Here is a 16,922-nt window from a genome sequence, read left to right on the forward strand (position 1 = left end):
GTCGCCACCGTCAGCCCTTGACGTACGGAATGCCGCTGGCCGCCGGCGGCCGGGAGCGTCCGACGAGGCCGGCGACGGCGAGCACCGTCACGAGGTACGGGAGCATGGCCATGAACTGGCTCGGGACCGGGGTGCCGATGATCGTCACGATGCTCTGCAGGTTGTCCGCGAAACCGAACAGCAGGGCGGCGAAGAAGGCGCCGATCGGGTTCCAGCGGCCGAAGATCAGGGCGGCCAGTGCGATGAAGCCGCGTCCGCCGGAGATCTCCTTGGTGAAGCTGTCGATCGCGACGAGCGTGAAGAAGGAGCCGCCGATGCCGGCGATCGCGCCGCCGAGGGTGACGTTCCAGAAGCGGGTGGCGTTGACCTTAATGCCCATGGTGTCGGCTGCCTGCGGGTGCTCGCCGACGGCCCGGACCCGGAGGCCCCACTTGGTCTTGAACAGCCCGACCCAGACCACAATCACGGCAATGTACATCAGGTAGCCGATCAGGGACTGCTTGAAGAGAATCGGCCCGATCAGCGGGATGTCGCCCAGGATGGGAATGGTGATCGGGTCCAGGTGCGCCGGCGAGTTGAACTTCGCCTTGTCCGCCTGCATCACGGTGCTGAACAGGAAGCCCGTAACACCGGAGACCAGGACGTTGAGGACCACGCCGACGATGATCTGGTTGACCACGTACTTGATGCTGAACAGGGCCAGGACCATGGACACGAGCGCCCCCGCGACGGCGGCCGCGAGCAGGCCCAGGAAGGGGTTGTGCGTCAGCGTGGCGATGATCGCGGCCGTGAACGCACCGCCCAGAAGCTGGCCTTCGATGGCGATGTTGACGACGCCGACGCGTTCGCAGAGCACGCCGGAGAGCGAACCGAACACCAGCGGCACGGCCAAGGTCACCGACCCGGCGATCAGCCCGGCCAGGGAGATGCTGTTGGTGCGGGCACCGCCAACAACCCAGATCAGGAACGCCGCGACGAACAGCACAATGAACGCGACCGGGACCCAGCCCGGGGCCTTGAGGTTCTTGGTCTTGAGGAACACGGCGTAGCCGGCCAGGGCCAGCATCAGCACGGACAGGACGATGCCGCCGAGGAACGCGGGAACCTCCAGTGCCGGCAGTTGGAAGAAGTCGCTGCCGGTGGAGATGCCGAACTTCGCGGTCTGGTGCGGGCCCATCAGCCCGAAGAAGATAAACGCGACAACCGCGAGGACGGCCAGGGTGACCGGGATTTTCCAGGTCACGGGCTTGGCGGTCACGGCCCGCTTGTGGTTCCGGGCCGACGGCGTTTCGTCGGGCCGGGCGGCAGGCTGCTTTCCCGGCTGGGGCGAGGTTGCTGTTGTGCTCATGCTGCTGCTCCGGTGGTTGCGGCCTGCTTGGACTTGGCGGCCTTGGCGGCCTTTTTCTTGCGCGGGTTCAGGCCGAACACCGCGCGCACCAGCGGCGGGGCGGCGATGAAGAGCACGATCAGCGACTGGACCACCAGCACGATGTCGATCGGGGTTCCGGTCTGGATCTGCATCTGGACGGCGCCGGCGCGGAAGGCGCCGAACAGCAGGCCGGCGGCGAAGGTGCCCCACGGCGTCGAGCGTCCCAGCAGGGCGACCGTGATGGCGTCAAAGCCGTAGGTGGCCGCAACGCCGTCGGTGAGGACCTTCTCGGTGCCGGCCACCTGGGCGACGCCGGACATGCCGGCGAGGGCGCCCGCGATGGCCATCACCAGGATGGTGGCGCGCGGGACGTTGATGCCGGCGGTGAGGGCGGCCTTCGGGTTGGCGCCGACGGCCCGGAATTCGAAGCCGATGGTGGAACGGTTCAGCACCCACCAGACGAACACCGTGGCGGCGATCGCCAGGAGGAAGCCCAAGTGCAGGCGGTACTGGGTGCCCAGGATCTGCGGGTAGACGGCGCTGGGATCCAGGATCGGCGAAATCGGGTTGGTCTCGCCGGGCCGCTGGAAGGCCGGGGTGTTGAGCAGGTAGCGCAGGAAGTACAGCGCGATGTAGTTGAACATGATCGTCAGGATCACCTCGTGGGCGCCGGTGCGGGCCTTGAGGAACCCGACCAGGCCGGCCCAGAGGGCGCCGCCGACGATGCCGGCCACGAGGACCAGCAGCAGGTGCAGCCCCATCGGCAGGTGCAGGGCGAACCCGACCCAGGAGGCGAGGATGCCGGACATGATGATCTGGCCCTGCGCACCGATGTTGAACAGGCCGGCGCGGAAGGCCAGGGCGACGCCGAGGCCGGCGGTGATCAGCGGGGTGGCGATGGTGAGCGTTTCCATCAGCGGGGCGAACTGCCCGGCCACCCCCGTGCCGCGTGGGTTGAACACCGAGCCCTGGAACAACGCCACGTAGGAGCGGGTGGCGGCGGACCAGACGGCGGAGAAGAAGTCGCTCGGCCGGGCGAAGAGGTAACCAGCGGAGGCGCTGACGTCCTTGTCCGTGCTGGCGATCAGCAGGCCACCGAGGATGAGCGCGAGGAGCACGGCCAGCACGGAGACCATGCCGCTGCCTGTGAAGATCTTGCGCATGAGCGAGTCGGGGCCGCCGGGCACGGTCCCGCTCTGGGCGGAGACCGGGACGGCAGAGGGACGCATCGCTCCGCCGGCGGTGTCCAGCGAGGTGGCGGTGGTGGCGTCGGCGGCCGGGGTTTCGGCCGTGTCGGCGGGGTCCGGCTCAGCCGCGTGGCGGGGTTTGTTGGTTTCAGTCATGGTGCTCTCCTACGGCGCCGGAGGCTGGCTCCTGCGCGGGCTGGGCGGCGGGCGCCGGGGCAGCGGCTGCGGTTGCCGGGGTCTTGGTGGTGTCGGCGTGGGCCTCGTCGGGCGACAGCCCGGCCATCATCAGGCCAAGGACGTCGCGTCCGGTGCCGGCCGGCACAATGCCCACCAGCTTGCCCTTGTAGAGCACGGCGATCCGGTCCGCCAGTTCGATCACTTCGTCGAGTTCGGTGGACACGATCATCACGGGGGTGCCGTGGTCGCGTTCGGCCACGATCCGCTTGTGCAGGAACTCGATCGACCCGACGTCGACCCCGCGGGTGGGCTGGGAGGCGATGAAGAGGCGCAGCGGACGCGAGAGCTCGCGCGCCATGACCACCTTCTGCTGGTTGCCGCCGGACAGGGTGCCCGCGGCGAGCGATCCGGAGGGCGTGCGCACGTCGAACTCGTCGATCCGGGTCTTCGCGTTTTCCAGCACCTTGGCCGGGCTCATGCTGATGCCCTTGGCGAACGGTTCCTGGTCGTAGCGGTCCAGGATCAGGTTCTCGGCGATCGAGAACGTTCCGATCAGTCCGTCCACCGAGCGGTCTTCCGGCACAAAGCCGACGCCGGCCTTGAGCACGTCCTTGACGCTGCGGCCCAGCAGCTCTTCGCCGTCGAGGAGGACGGAGCCGTGCACCCGGTCCTGCAGGCCCAGGATGGCTTCGGTGAGCTCGGTCTGGCCGTTGCCCTGGACGCCGGCGACGGCGAGGATCTCGCCGCGGGCGATGTCGAAGCTGATGCCGTCCACGACGTGCTGGCCGCTGGGCGCGATCACGGTGAGGTCCTTGACCGAGAACGTGGTCTCCTGCGGCTTGGCCGGGGCCTTGTCCAGGGTCAGGTTGACCGCGCGGCCCACCATCATGGAGGCGAGCTCGGTCGTAGACGCCGCCGGGCTCGCCGTGCCCACGACCTTGCCGCGCCGGATCACCGTGATGGTGTCCGAGACGGCCTTGACCTCGCGCAGCTTGTGCGAGATGAAGACAATCGAGGTGCCGTGGCTCTTGAGCTGGCGCATGATGTCCAGCAGCTCATCGGTGTCCTGCGGGGTCAGCACGGCGGTGGGCTCGTCCAGGATCAGCACCTTGGCATCGCGGACCAGGGCCTTGATGATTTCCACCCGCTGTTGGACGCCGACCGGCAGGTCCTCGATCAGGGCGTCGGGGTCGACGTCGAAGCCGTACCGGTCGGAGATCTCCTGGATCTTCCGGCGGGTGTCATCGAGATTGAGGAATCCGCCGGCCTTGGTGGCCTCGGCCCCCAGCGCCACGTTTTCCGCGACGGTGAAGACGGGCACCAGCATAAAGTGCTGGTGCACCATGCCGATGCCGGCGGCCATGGCGTCGCCCGGTCCCCGGAAGCTGACGGGTTTGTCGTCGATGAGGATTTCGCCTTCGGTGGGCTCGTAGAGCCCGTAGAGGACGTTCATCAGCGTGGACTTGCCAGCGCCGTTCTCGCCAAGCAGACAGTGGATCTGCCCGGGTTCAACCACCACATCAATGTGGTCGTTGGCTACCAGGGAGCCGAAGCGTTTGGTGATCCCCTTGAGTTCAAGTTTCAAAACTCTGACCAATCTCGAAGTATGTCCGGGTCACGTCCCGGAGGGGGTGATGGGGCTGCAGAACCAGCCTAGTGCCTGCGGCGGCCGGCGAAGCGGGGCCGGCGCAACGAAAAGCGCCACAGCCCGTGCGGTCTAAGACCGTGCGGGCCGTGGCGCTTAGCGAGGGAATTAGGACTTCGGGCTTGCTGCGGATTCAACCTTCAGCTTGCCGGAGGCGATGTCCTTCTTGATCTGGTCCAGGTCGGTCTTGAGCTGGGCCGGGACCTGGGAGTCCATGTCGTGGAACGGGGCCAGCTGGACGCCGTCGTTCGCGAGGGTGCCAACGTACGGCGCGTTGGTGAACTTGCCGTCCTTGTCTTCCTTCACAACGGTCTCCACGGCCTCGCCCATCTGCTTCATGACGGAGGAGAGCATGATGTCCTTATAGTCCGGAGCGGTGAGGTAGCCGTCGGAGTCAACCCAGATGAGCTTGACGTCCTTGCCTGCCGCCTTGGCTTCCTTCAGGGCCGCGCCTGCGCCCTTGCCAACCGGTCCGGCGACGGGCATCACGATGTCCGCACCCTGGTCCAGGAAGTTCTGGGTGAACTGCTTGCCCTTGTCCTGCTTCTCGAAGTCGCCGGTGAAGGAGCCGTCCTGCTTGGCCTTGTCCCAGCCAAGAACCTTGACGTTCTTGCCGTTCTTCTCGTTGTAGTACTTCACGCCGTCGGCGTAGCCGTCCATGAAGATGGTGACGGTCGGGATCTTGATGCCGCCGAAGGTGGCGACGGTGCCGGACTTGGTGGTGCCGGCGGCGAGGTAGCCGGCCAGGAAGGCAGCCTGGGCCGTGTCGTAGATGATCGGCTTGACGTTGGCGATCGGGGTTTCGTAGCCGAAGTCGATGATCGCGAAGTGCTTGTCCGGGTTGGCCGTGGCCTGGGTCTTGGTGGCGTCGCCGAGCAGGAAGCCGACCGTGATGGTCAGGTTGCAGCCGGCGGTGACCATGGCGCGCAGGTTCGGTTCGAAGTCGTTGTTGGTCTTGGACTCGACCTGGTTGACCTTGATGCCGAGGTCCTTCTCGGTCTTCTTCAGGCCTTCGTAGGAGGACTGGTTGAACGACTGGTCGTCGAATCCACCGGAGTCGGACACGATGCAGCCCGTGTAGTTGCTGGCCGACTTGGTGGCGCTGCTGCCGGCGTCCGGGGCAGCCCCGCAACCGGTCAGCAGCAGGGCAGCCGCGCCCGCGGTGGCGACGCCGGCCATTGAACCGCGCTTAAGGGTTGCGCGCAGTGAGTTCTTCAAAGTTCCTCCAGGAAGAAAGAGATAGGCGCTACGACGGGAGTTCAATGAGTGTCTGCTTCCGGTTGTCCCCCGAAACACTGTTGTCACTGACGGATTCGCAGCACTGCGCCGAGGCGCACTGATGGAAGCTACTTTAGTGTCCTGGAACACGTCGAGTAACACACTTCACAGCCGTTTCCCAGATTGTTGAGAACTTGTTACCAAGCGGTACCCAACGGCGCGACCGGACACGTGAGGCCCCGAAATCGTTGGAAATCGGGGCCTCACGTGGACCTTCGCGCGGCGCTGACGGGCTGGCGACCGCCCGGGTTGTTCAGAGCCGGACGAGCATCTTGCCTGTGTTGGCGCCGTCCAGCAGGTCCATAAACGCCTGCGGCGCGTTCTCCAGAGAGTCGACGATGGTCTCGTCGTAGCGGATGGTGCCGTCGGCCAGCCAGCCGGAGATTTTCTCGACGAACTCCCCCATGTACTGCCAGTAGCTACCCACCAGGAAGCCCTTGAGGGTCAACTGTTTGCCGATGGCCAGCATGAGGTTCCGCGGGGCCGGCGTCGGCTCGGTGGCGTTGTACTGCGCGATCGCACCGCACATGGCGACGCGGCCCCCGACGTTGAGCACGGACAGCGCGGCTTCGAGGTGCTCGCCGCCGACGTTGTCGAAGTAGACGTCGATGCCCTTCTCCCCCGCGGCCTCCTTCAGGAGGTCCAGGACCGGACCGTCGTGGTAGTTGAAGGCGGCGTCGAATCCCAGTTCCAGCAACCGGGCGACCTTTTCCGGGGTGCCGGCACTGCCGATCACCCGGGAGGCCCCCATGGCTTTGGCGATCTGGCCCACCAGGGAGCCGACAGCGCCGGCGGCGCCGGAGACGAACACGGCGTCGCCGGGCTTGAACTCGGCCACCTTGAGCAGCCCCGCGTAGGCGGTCAGGCCGGTCATCCCCAGCGCACCGAGGAAGGCCGACGCCGGGGCCAGGTCGGTGCGGGCCAGTGCCGTGGCGCTGGCGTCCAGGACGGCGTATTCGCGCCAGCCGAGGCTGTGCACGACGGTGTCGCCGACTTTGCGGTCGGCGGAGCGGGAGGCGATGACCTCGCCGACGGCACCCCCTTCCATGGCGGCGTCGAGGGCGAACGGCGCGGAATAGGACTTGACGTCGTTCATCCGGCCGCGCATGTAGGGGTCCACGGAAATATAGAGGTTGCGGACCAGGACCTGGCCGTCCTGCAGTTCCGGCAGGGGCGACTCCGCGAGGCGGAAGTTCTCCGGCGCGGGGCGGCCGTGCGGACGGGAAGCGAGCTGGATTTCCCGGGTGGTGGCGGGGAGGGTGGTGTTCTCGGTGCTCATGCGGCAACCTCCAGGATCTTGATGTCTACGGTGATATTGCCTCGGGTGGCGTTGGAGTAGGGGCAGACCTCGTGGGCCTTGGCGACGAGCGCCTCGGCGGTTTCGCGGTCCACGGCCGGCAGTGCGATCTCGAGTTCCGCGGCGATGCCGTAGCCCGCGCCGTCGTCCAGCGCGCCCAGGTGAATCCGGGCGGCGACGGCGGAATCCGTCAGGTCCGCCTTCTGCTGGCGGCCCACCAGGCGCAGGGCGGAGTGGAAGCAGGCCGCGTACCCGGCCGCGAAGAGCTGCTCCGGGTTGGTGCCTTCGCCGTTGCCGCCCAGTTCCACCGGACTGGCCAGGGCCACGTTGAGTTTGCCGTCGCTGGTCTGCGCGTTGCCGTCGCGTCCTTCGCCGGAGGCCAGTGCCTCGGCCGTATAAAGGGTCTTCATCAGGGGTCCGATCTGTTGGAAATTCAGGAAACTGGGGGCACCGAGCGGCGCAGGTCAGCGGCCGGACTGCAGGGCGGCGGTGAGCCGGCCCAGGGTTTCGCGGAGCTGGTCGAGCTCGGGGCCGGAGAGCCCGGCGGCGTCGGCGAGCCGCTGCGGGATTCCGGCGGCGCGGGCACTGAGTGAGGCTCCGGCCGCTGTCAGGAAGACCTCGACGCGCCGCTCGTCCGCCGCGGACCGCCGCCGTTCCACGAGGCCGAGCGATTCGAGCCGCTTCAGCAGGGGCGAGAGGGTGCCGGAATCGAGACCCAGCTCCTCGCCGAGTTCCCGGACGCTGCGCGGCGCCTCCTCCCACAGCACCATCATCACGAGATACTGCGGGTAGGTCAGGCCCAGCTCATCGAGCATCGGCCGGTAGACGGCGGTGGCGGCCCGCGACGCCGCGTACATGGCGAAGCACACCTGCCGGTTGAGGCGGGGGGCGTCGAGGCGGGGGGCGTCAGGCTCGGAGGCCCCGGCGGGAACAGTTGCGGTCACGATCAAACTGTAGCCTACAACTTAGTTGTGCACAATCTAATCGCGCAGGGCTGGGAGCGCGAACGTACATTTGAGCCCGAAATCGCGGGGCCTCGGGCGGGGGTTAGAGGTCGCGGAGGGTGCGGAGTGCGGCGGCGGTGAGAACCTGGATGCCCAGGCCCAGGGCGCGTTCGTCCAGGATGTAGTCACCGCGGTGCAGGTCGTACTCTTCGCCGCCGGGGGTCTTGGTGCCCAGCCGCATCATCGCCCCGGGCAGGTCGGCCAGGAACCAGGCAAAGTCCTCCCCGCCCATCGACTGCGGGGTCAGCACCACCGAGCCTTCGCCGATCTCGGCGCGGGCCGCGGCCTCGATCAGCGCGGTTTCGTGTTCCGAGTTCACCACCGGCGGCACTCCGCGGGTGTGTTCCAGGTGGACGTCGACGCCGTAGGGCGCGGCGATCTGTTGCACCACCTCGTCGAGGATCTCCCCCGCGCTGTGCCAGGCGTCGCGGTCCAGGCAGCGCATGGTGCCGGCCATATAGCCGCTCGCCGGGATGGCGTTCGGGGCGGAGCCGGCGGAGATGTGGCCCCACACCACGGACACGCCGCTGCGGACGTCGACGCGGCGGGACAGCACGGCCGGGACGTTGATGGCGATCTGGGCCAGGGCGAAGACCAGCTCCTCGGTCAGGTGCGGGCGCGAGGTGTGCCCGCCGCGGCCGGTAAGTTCGATCTTGATGGTGTCCGACGCCGAGGTGATGGCGCCGATCCGGGTACCGATCTTGCCCACCTCGATCCGCGGGTCGCAGTGCAGGGCCAGGATCCGCGGCACGCCTTCCAGCACACCCTGTTCGATGCAGGCGTGCGCGCCGCCGGGCATGGTCTCCTCGGCCGGCTGGAAGATGATCCGCACCGTGCCGCCCAACGGCGAGGTCTGGTGCATCTGCTGCAGGACCAGTGCGATGCCCAGCATCGTGGTGGTGTGGACGTCGTGCCCGCACGCGTGCGTCACGCCGTGGTTCTTGGACGCGAACTCCAGCCCGGTCTCTTCGATGATGGGCAGCGCATCGATGTCGCCGCGCAGCGCGGTCGCGATCGGCCCCTCGCCGACGTCGACCGTCAGCCCGGTGCCCTCAAGCCGGCGGGGCGTCAGGCCGGCGGCCTCGAGCCGCCTGGCGAGCTTGTCCGTGGTCCGGAACTCCTTGAAGGACAGCTCCGGGTGCGCATGCAGGTCGCGGCGGAAGCCGATCAGCTCCGGCAGCAGTGGCTCCAGCCACGGCCCCACCATGGTGGTTGGCTCAGCTTCAGTAGTGTAGTTGCGCACACAATCACTGTAGCGAGAGTCTAAAAAATAGCGGCATCCCCGACGGCGCGTTACGGCACCGGCCGGCGCAGCGGAAGCGGCGCGGGGCCCGGGGAAACGGACTAGAGCACGTCCGTATCGCCGCTGGCCTTGAGCGCGTCCACCGCGGCCTTGACCCGCTGGGAATGCGCCTTTGTGGTCACCAGCAGCGCATCCGGGGTATCGACAATTACGACGTCCTTGATGCCGATCAGGGCGATCACGCGCTTAGTGTCGGTGACCACCACGCCGCTGGCGTTTTCGGTGAAGACGCGGGCGCCCTCGCCGATTACGGTGACGTCGTCGACTTCCTTGGCGCTGTTGAGCCGACCCACGGAGGCGAAGTCCCCGACGTCGTCCCAGCGGAAGGTGCCCGGCACGACGGCGACGTCCCCGGCGGCGGCGGCCGGCTCGGCTACGGCGTAGTCAATGGCGATCTTGGGCAGGGTGGGCCAAACGCGGGAGGTGACCTCGTCGCGCAGCGGGGTGTCCCAGGCCTTGGCGATTTCCTGCAGGCCCGCGAACAGCTCCGGCTGGTTGGCTTCCAGGTGCTTGAGCATCAGCGAGACCGGCGCCACGAACATCCCGGCGTTCCAGACGTACTCGCCGCTGTCCAGGTACTGCTGGGCGACTTCCTCGCTGGGCTTCTCGACGAACTCGACGACCGTGTGGGCGCTCGGGGCCCCGGGCACGCTCAGTTTGTCGCCGGCGCGGATGTACCCGAACCCGGTGGAGGGGTGGGTGGGCTTGATGCCGATCGTGACGATCTTGCCGGCGGCCGCGGTGTGGATGGCCTCTCGGACGGCGTCCTGGAACAGCTCGTCGGGGCTGATGACCTGGTCGGCGGCGAAGGAGCCCATGATGGTGTCCGGGTCGCGCTCGTACAGGATGGCGGCGGCGAGCCCGATGGCCGCGCCGGAATCCTTGGGCTCGCTCTCCAGGACCAGGTCCGCCTCGGCCACCTCGGGCAGCTGGCGGCAGACGGCCTCGCGGTGCGCGGTTCCGGTGACGACCAGGACACGGCTCCCGGCGAGGGGTTCCAGCCGGTCGTAGGTGGCGCGCAGCAGGGTGCTGCCGGACCCCGTGAGGTCGTGCAGGAACTTCGGGGCAGCGGCCCGGGACAGCGGCCAGAGCCGGGTCCCTACTCCGCCGGCGGGAATCACCGCGATAAAGCGGTCGAGCGGGGAGTCCGCCGCAACACCCTGGAGGGAGTCGGTGCTGGTCATTTTGTCTGTAGTCATCAGGGCTACTTTAGCCGAACGCCGCCCGGACGCCCCGGGGCACGCGGGCTAAACGCGCGGACAGGGCTGCCCGCGAATCCGCGCCCGGTGCCGGCGGATGTGGCGTTCGTCTCAAAACCGGTCAAAATCCGCGCAGGGCGCCGTCACCATCGATCGGCTGAATTGAATAAGCTGAGAGCGAAGCCTAGATTTAGGCTTGAGCTTACGAGTGCTCTCGCAGCAGGCGTTCCCCCCGCGTGGATCCCATGCCAGCGCCGCTGTGTTGCAGGGAGGTTTATTCAGTGCCGACAAAACCAGCTGGCACCTTGTACCGCGGCCGTGAAGGCATGTGGTCCTGGGTTGGACATCGCGTTACCGGTGTAGTGATCTTTTTCTTCTTGTTGGTCCATGTGCTGGACACCTCATTGGTGCGTGTGTCCCCCGAGGCCTACACCGCCGTGATCGGTGCCTACAAGAACCCCCTCATGGCCCTGGGTGAAACGGGCCTCGTCGCAGCGATTGTGTTCCACGCCTTCAACGGCCTGCGGATCATCGCCGTCGACTTCTGGAAGAAGGGCGCAAAGTACCAGCGCCAGATGCTGTGGACGGTCCTGGCCCTCTGGGTCGTCGTCATGGTCGGCTTCTCCATCCGCCACCTGTCCCTCGCCTTGGGAGGTCACTAAGCCATGAGCGCAACCGAGATCAAGAGCCCCCGCACTCCGCAGGTGGGCAGCGGCAGGATTGCTCCGCAGTACCGCCGCAACGGTTCCTCCAAGGGCAACTTCGAGATGCTGGCCTGGCTGTTCATGCGGCTCTCCGGCGTCGTGCTGGTGGTCCTCATCTTCGGCCACCTGACCGTCAACCTGCTGGTGGGCGAAGGCATCCACGCGATCGACTTCGGCTTCGTCGCCGGCAAGTGGGCCGATCCGTTCTGGCAGGTCTGGGACCTGGCCATGCTGTGGCTGGCCATGCTGCACGGCACCAACGGCGTGCGCACGATCATCAACGACTATGCCGAGAAGGACGCGACGCGCCTCTGGCTGAAGATCGTGCTCTACGCGGCTGCCGCGGCCATCATCATCCTCGGCACCCTGGTGATCTTCACCTTCAACCCGTGCCCCGTGGTCGACGGCGTGCAGCTGCCCGGCGGGTTCTGCCCCGCCCCGTAGCGGCCCCTGTTTTCGGGCACTGATCCTCGCCTGCCCGCAGGGAGGGAAGGATCAGCAGACTTCACTGCGCAGGCTCCGCCGGCGGTGTATTACAGCGAATTTTGAGAGAAAGAGCATCCGGTATGCAGGTCCATAAGTACGACGTCGTCATTGTCGGTGCCGGTGGCGCTGGCATGCGCGCCGCGATCGAATCCGGTCAGCGCGCGCGAACAGCGGTACTGACCAAGCTTTATCCCACGCGCTCCCACACCGGCGCGGCGCAGGGCGGCATGTGTGCCGCCCTGGCCAACGTCGAGGAGGACAACTGGGAGTGGCACACCTTCGACACCATCAAAGGCGGCGACTACCTGGTGGACCAGGACGCCGCCGAGGTCATGGCGAAGGAAGCGATCGACGCCGTCCTGGACCTGGAAAAGATGGGCCTGCCGTTCAACCGCACGCCTGAGGGCCGGATTGACCAGCGCCGCTTCGGCGGCCACACCCGCGACCACGGCAAGGCTCCGGTGCGCCGCGCCTGCTACGCCGCGGACCGCACCGGCCACATGATCCTGCAGACCCTGTACCAAAACTGCGTCAAGCACAACGTCGAGTTCTACAACGAGTACTACGTGCTGGACCTGCTGACCGTCGAGGAAGACGCGGTCCGTGAAGACGGCACCCCGTACAAGCAGAAGCGCGTGGCCGGCGTCGTGTCCTACGACCTCGCCTCCGGCGAACTGCACGTTTTCCAGGCCAAGTCCGTGGTGTTCGCCTCCGGCGGCGCCGGCAAGGTCTTCAAGACCACCTCCAACGCCCACACCCTGACGGGCGACGGCATGGGCATCGCGTTCCGCCGCGGCATCCCGCTGGAGGACATGGAGTTCTTCCAGTTCCACCCGACCGGCCTGGCCGGCCTGGGCATCCTGCTCTCCGAGGCCGCCCGCGGCGAAGGCGCGATCCTGCGCAACTCCGAGGGTGAGCGCTTTATGGAGCGCTACGCCCCCACCATCAAGGACCTCGCCCCGCGTGACATCGTGGCCCGCTCGATGGCCAACGAGGTCCGCGAGGGCCGCGGCTGCGGCCCGAACAAGGACTACGTCCTGCTGGACCTGACCCACCTCGAGCCGGCCCACATCGATGCCAAGCTGCCGGACATCACCGAGTTCGCCCGCACCTACCTGGGTGTGGAGCCGTACACGGAGCCGGTTCCGGTTTTCCCGACGGCGCACTACGCCATGGGCGGCATCCCCACCAACATCAGCGCCGAGGTCCTGCAGGACAACGACACCGTTGTCCCCGGCCTCTACGCCGCCGGTGAGGTCGCCTGCGTCTCCGTGCACGGGTCCAACCGCCTGGGCACCAACTCGCTGCTGGACATCAACGTCTTCGGCAAGCGCGCCGGCATCGCCGCCGCGGAATACGCCAAGACCGCGGACTTCGTGGACCTGCCCCCCGATCCCGAGGCGTACACGCTGAACCTGCTGAACCACGTCCGCACCTCGGACGGCACCGAGAAGGTGGCCCAGATCCGCAAGGAGCTGCAGGACACCATGGACGCCAACATGCAGGTGTTCCGCACCGCCGAGACGCTGAACCAGGTCCTCAAGGACATCGCGTCCTTCGAGGAGCGGTACCAGCGCATCAGCGTCCAGGACAAGGGCAAGCGCTTCAACCTGGACCTGCTCGAGGCCGTGGAACTCGGCTTCCTGCTGGAACTCGCCAAGGTCATGACCGTGGCTGCCCTGCACCGCGAGGAATCCCGCGGCGGACACTTCCGCGAGGACTTCCCCGAGCGCGACGACGAAAAATTCATGAAGCACTCCATGGCGTACAAGGATGACCACGCCCCGGCGGACGGTTCCGCCGAGTCGATTGCCGGCATCCGGCTTGCCACCAAACCGGTGGTCTTTACGCGCTACGAGCCGATGGTGAGGAAGTACTAAGATGACCGCTGAACTCGCTGAGCCAGCCTCCAAGATCGAACTGCCTGCCGGCGTCGGCGGCGGCGGGGACATCCCCTCCTTCGACGTCCACCTGCGCGTGCGCCGCTACAACCCCGAAGTCTCCGACGAGTCCACCTGGGACGACTTCCACGTGACGATGTACGGCACCGACCGCGTCTTGGACGCCCTGCACAAGGTCAAGTGGGAAATCGACGGAAGCGTCTCCTTCCGCCGCTCCTGCGCCCACGGCGTCTGCGGCTCCGATGCCATGCGCATCAACGGCCGCAACCGCCTCGCCTGCAAGACCCTGCTCAAGGACTTGGACACCTCCAAGCCGATCACGGTCGAGCCGATCAAGGGCCTGCCGGTGGAGAAGGACCTGATCGTGGACATGGAGCCGTTCTTCCAGTCCTTCCGCGAGGTCATGCCCTTCCTGATCAACCGCGGCCACGAGCCCACCAAGGAACGCCTGCAGTCCGCCGAGGACCGCGAGCGTTTCGACGACACCACCAAGTGCATCCTCTGCGCCGCGTGCACCTCGTCCTGCCCGGTGTTCTGGACCGACGGCCAGTACTTCGGCCCGGCCGCGATCGTCAACGCGCACCGCTTCATCTTCGATTCCCGTGATGACGCCGGCGACATGCGCCTGGAGATCCTCAACGACAAGGAAGGCGTGTGGCGCTGCCGCACCACCTTCAACTGCACCGAGGCCTGCCCCCGCGGCATCCAGGTCACGCAGGCCATCGCCGAGGTCAAGCAGGCCATCCTGTCCCGCAAGATCTAGCACCCGTTTTACCAGCAGTTCCACACGACGACGGCGCCTCCCACCTTTCCGGTGGGGGCGCCGTCGTCGTAAGCCCCCAGACCGAAAGGCCCCCGTGTCGCGCTCCGAGAAAGTTTCCTTCGAAGGTTCCACCGGCGAGCTGCTCTCCGGCGTCGTCGACCTCCCCGAGGGGCCGGTGAAAGGCTGGGGCGTGTTCTCGCACGGCTTCACCCTGGGCAAGGACAGCCCCTCGGCCTCGCGGATGTGCAAGGCGCTGGCGGACAACGGGGTGGGCATGCTCCGCTTCGACAACCTGGGCCTGGGCGAGTCCGCCGGGCACTGGTCCGAGGGTTCCTTCAGCCACAAGGTGGCGGACACCGTGAAGGCCGCCGAGTTCATGCGGGACTCCGGCCGGCCCATCTCGCTGCTGGTGGGGCACTCCTTCGGCGGCGCCGCCGTCCTGTCCGCCGCGCGCCAGATTCCGGAGCTCGACGCCGTCGCCACCGTCGGCGCCCCGTTCTCGCCCAAGCACGTAGCCCACGTCTTTGACGCGGCCCTGGACCGGATCCTGAGCGAGGGCAGCGCCGAAGTGGACCTCGGCGGCAAGCGGGTGGAAATCCGGCGACACTTCGTCGAGGACTTGGAAAACGCGGACCTGACCGACTGCATCCGGCAGCTGCACAAGCCGCTGATGGTGTTGCACTCCCCCACCGACAACACGGTGGGCATCGAGAACGCCAGCAGCATCTTCCAGACCGCGCGGCACCCGCGCAGCTTTGTCTCGCTGGAGGGCTCCGACCACCTGCTCACGGGAAAGGGGCAGGCGGCCCGCGCCGCGAAGATTATCTCGGCGTGGGCCGATCAGTACCTCGACGCCGGAAACTAGCGGCCGGCCGGCGGCGGACCCGCGGCTCGGCCGGGGTTTTCCCCGGCTGCACTTGGCGGGCGCCCCAGCCGGCTGTCTTGGCCGACGGCGCCGATTTCAGGTCCTCCTCGCGGACCGCGGACCACGCGGCCGAGACGAGGTAGACCTGGCTGACCAGGTTGAACCAGATGAGCAAGCCGATGATAATCGCGAACGGCGCGAGGATCGGGTTCCGGCCGGCGCTGGCGAGCAGCTCGGCGCTAAAGATCTGCAGGATGCTCGTGCCCACGGTGGCGAGGATGGTTCCTTCCAGCAGGGACCGGCGCTGCAGTTTCAACCCGGCGGCGAGGCGGAACATAATCAGCGCGGTCACCCAGCCCAGCACCAGCGGCACGGCGATCTTGATCGACGTGGTCAGCGGGCCGGCCACCAGCGGGTCCAGCCGGAGCTGTTCGGCCACCCAGCTGGCGGCGGTGCCGAACACCAGCGAGGCGCCGGCGCTGATCACCAGGGCGACGCCGAGCAGCAGCAGGGTGCCGACGTCGTGCAGTTTCAGCAGGACCGGGTTCATCTTCAGCGGACCGAGCCCCAGCACCCCGCGCAGGCCGTCGCGCAGGCCCGCGATCCAGCCCAGCGACGTCACCACGGTCACGACGGCGGCGATCACGGCGGTCCAGCCCAGGCCGTTGCGGTTCAGCAGCTCCTGCGGGTCCACCAGCCCTTCCCGGCCGTCAATCTTGAGCAGGCCGGGGGCGCTGGTCGCGACGCTGCCCACCACCCGGTCCAGCAAGGCGGGCTGGCCGCGGAGCAGCAGCCCGGCCACCGAGAAGCCGGTGGCCAGCAGGCCGGTGATGGAGAAGAACATGTTGAACCCGATACCGGCGCTCATCAGCGGGCCATGCTGCAGGTTGTAATGCTGGAACGCCCGCATCGGCCGGAAGGCGTTGAGCCGGGCGAGCAGCCACTGGACCATCGCCAGCGGCGCGGCGAGGCCGCCGCCGGAGGCGCGGCTGGCTTTGCTCCAGTCGACCCGTTTCCGGCTCACTTCCAGCCGCAGCCGGGCCAGTTCGGTGGGAAGGGGAGGGTCAGCGGGCCCCTGCTGGGCCGGCCGCGCCTCGGTGGTCGTCAGATTCGGTGCCAAAGTCAAGCTCTTCCCGTAGCTGCCAGATGCCGTTGTCGTCGTGCTCGTAGAGTCCCATGCTAGCCACCGGGAAGCTGGCCCTGTAATCCTTGAGCACCGTTTCGGCCTCGTCGAGGCTTTCCGGTGCCACGTCGTGGGCCACCGTCACGTGCGGGTGGTAGGCGAACGGCAGTTCGCGTTCCAACGGCCCGGCCTGCAGCTGGCGGTGCAGGTTGACGCACTCGCCGAAGCCGGCCTCGACGTTCAGGAAGACCACAGGCGAGACGGGCCGGAAGGAGCCGGTGCCCGCGATCGTCACGGTAAACGGCTCCTGCCGGCGCGCCACCTCACGGACGTGGCTCCGGGTGGCCTCCCAGTCCTGCGTCATGGTGGTTGTCACCAGGGTGATGTGCGCCGGCACCGTCGCGGCCATCGGATCCCCGAAGGAGGCCCGCCAGCGCTGCAGTTCCTCGGCGATGTCCGGCGGGAAGCCCAGGATGACGCCGATGCTGATGCCCTCGTCCGGGGTCTGCCCGTTGCCGGACGCAGTGCCCTTGTGCGGGGCGGCGGCCGAACCTTTGCGCGCGCTGTGGTGGGCGGCGCGTCCGGTGTCGCTGGCGGTGACTTTGCTGACGGAGGACATTG

General features: G+C 67.5%; 16 protein-coding genes. 5 read left to right on the forward strand and 11 right to left on the reverse strand.

Annotated features, from left to right (window positions below; all coding sequences use genetic code 11):
- Nucleotides 1-10: 10 nt before the first annotated feature.
- The 9 genes from E7Y32_RS01165 to E7Y32_RS01205 form a co-directional block, all read right to left on the reverse strand.
- The gene (locus tag E7Y32_RS01165) at nucleotides 11-1,348 is read right to left on the reverse strand and encodes an ABC transporter permease (RefSeq protein WP_146335443.1); all 1,338 of its coding nucleotides are present in this window, start codon (nucleotides 1,346-1,348) and stop codon (nucleotides 11-13) included.
- Complete coding sequence (locus E7Y32_RS01170; RefSeq protein WP_146335444.1) at nucleotides 1,345-2,712, reverse strand: ABC transporter permease; 1,368 nt, start codon at nucleotides 2,710-2,712, stop codon at nucleotides 1,345-1,347. The genes E7Y32_RS01165 and E7Y32_RS01170 overlap by 4 nt, the downstream gene beginning before the upstream one ends.
- A complete protein-coding gene (locus E7Y32_RS01175) occupies nucleotides 2,705-4,318 on the reverse strand; it encodes an ABC transporter ATP-binding protein (protein WP_146335445.1) in 1,614 nt (537 codons plus the stop codon). The genes E7Y32_RS01170 and E7Y32_RS01175 overlap by 8 nt, the downstream gene beginning before the upstream one ends.
- 168 nt (nucleotides 4,319-4,486) lie before the next feature.
- Complete coding sequence (locus E7Y32_RS01180) at nucleotides 4,487-5,557, reverse strand: BMP family protein (RefSeq protein WP_146338101.1); 1,071 nt, start codon at nucleotides 5,555-5,557, stop codon at nucleotides 4,487-4,489.
- 352 nt (nucleotides 5,558-5,909) lie between these two features.
- On the reverse strand, nucleotides 5,910-6,935 hold the full coding sequence (locus E7Y32_RS01185) for an NADP-dependent oxidoreductase (protein WP_146335446.1): 1,026 nt from the start codon (nucleotides 6,933-6,935) through the stop codon (nucleotides 5,910-5,912).
- Nucleotides 6,932-7,363 carry an organic hydroperoxide resistance protein gene (locus E7Y32_RS01190; protein ID WP_146335447.1) on the reverse strand — a complete coding sequence of 144 codons (432 nt, stop codon included), beginning with the start codon at nucleotides 7,361-7,363 and terminating at the stop codon, nucleotides 6,932-6,934. The genes E7Y32_RS01185 and E7Y32_RS01190 overlap by 4 nt, the downstream gene beginning before the upstream one ends.
- Before the next feature lie 54 nt (nucleotides 7,364-7,417).
- Nucleotides 7,418-7,810, reverse strand: coding sequence for a MarR family winged helix-turn-helix transcriptional regulator (locus E7Y32_RS01195; protein WP_146338103.1), 393 nt, complete (start codon nucleotides 7,808-7,810; stop codon nucleotides 7,418-7,420).
- 190 nt (nucleotides 7,811-8,000) lie between these two features.
- Nucleotides 8,001-9,200, reverse strand: coding sequence for an amidohydrolase (locus tag E7Y32_RS01200; RefSeq protein ID WP_146335448.1), 1,200 nt, complete (start codon nucleotides 9,198-9,200; stop codon nucleotides 8,001-8,003).
- A 101-nt stretch (nucleotides 9,201-9,301) separates the two neighbouring features.
- On the reverse strand, nucleotides 9,302-10,459 hold the full coding sequence (locus tag E7Y32_RS01205) for a mannose-1-phosphate guanylyltransferase (protein ID WP_146335449.1): 1,158 nt from the start codon (nucleotides 10,457-10,459) through the stop codon (nucleotides 9,302-9,304).
- 326 nt (nucleotides 10,460-10,785) lie between these two features.
- Between E7Y32_RS01205 and sdhC the strand changes: the two genes are divergently transcribed.
- From sdhC to E7Y32_RS01230, 5 genes are all read left to right on the forward strand, one after another.
- On the forward strand, nucleotides 10,786-11,121 hold the full coding sequence (sdhC, locus tag E7Y32_RS01210; RefSeq protein WP_056740111.1) for a succinate dehydrogenase, cytochrome b556 subunit: 336 nt from the start codon (nucleotides 10,786-10,788) through the stop codon (nucleotides 11,119-11,121).
- 3 nt (nucleotides 11,122-11,124) lie between these two features.
- Nucleotides 11,125-11,607, forward strand: coding sequence for a succinate dehydrogenase hydrophobic membrane anchor subunit (locus E7Y32_RS01215; RefSeq protein ID WP_146335450.1), 483 nt, complete (start codon nucleotides 11,125-11,127; stop codon nucleotides 11,605-11,607).
- A gap of 122 nt (nucleotides 11,608-11,729) precedes the next feature.
- Complete coding sequence (gene sdhA, locus E7Y32_RS01220) at nucleotides 11,730-13,529, forward strand: succinate dehydrogenase flavoprotein subunit (protein ID WP_146335451.1); 1,800 nt, start codon at nucleotides 11,730-11,732, stop codon at nucleotides 13,527-13,529.
- A 1-nt stretch (nucleotide 13,530) separates the two neighbouring features.
- Nucleotides 13,531-14,313: a succinate dehydrogenase iron-sulfur subunit gene (locus tag E7Y32_RS01225; RefSeq protein WP_146335452.1), complete on the forward strand. Its 783-nt coding sequence runs from the start codon at nucleotides 13,531-13,533 to the stop codon at nucleotides 14,311-14,313.
- 94 nt (nucleotides 14,314-14,407) lie between these two features.
- Nucleotides 14,408-15,178: a S9 family peptidase gene (locus E7Y32_RS01230; protein WP_146335453.1), complete on the forward strand. Its 771-nt coding sequence runs from the start codon at nucleotides 14,408-14,410 to the stop codon at nucleotides 15,176-15,178.
- Here E7Y32_RS01230 and E7Y32_RS01235 read toward each other — a convergent pair.
- Both E7Y32_RS01235 and E7Y32_RS01240 read right to left on the reverse strand, forming a co-directional pair.
- Entirely contained in the window at nucleotides 15,135-16,298 is a 1,164-nt protein-coding gene (locus E7Y32_RS01235) for a YihY/virulence factor BrkB family protein (protein ID WP_186467017.1), read from the reverse strand. The genes E7Y32_RS01230 and E7Y32_RS01235 overlap by 44 nt on opposite strands.
- Complete coding sequence (locus E7Y32_RS01240; protein ID WP_261382499.1) at nucleotides 16,243-16,920, reverse strand: 2'-5' RNA ligase family protein; 678 nt, start codon at nucleotides 16,918-16,920, stop codon at nucleotides 16,243-16,245. The genes E7Y32_RS01235 and E7Y32_RS01240 overlap by 56 nt, the downstream gene beginning before the upstream one ends.
- Nucleotides 16,921-16,922 lie beyond the last annotated feature (2 nt).

The sequence above is a fragment of the Arthrobacter sp. UKPF54-2 genome (assembly GCF_007858535.1).
GTDB lineage: Bacteria > Actinomycetota > Actinomycetes > Actinomycetales > Micrococcaceae > Arthrobacter.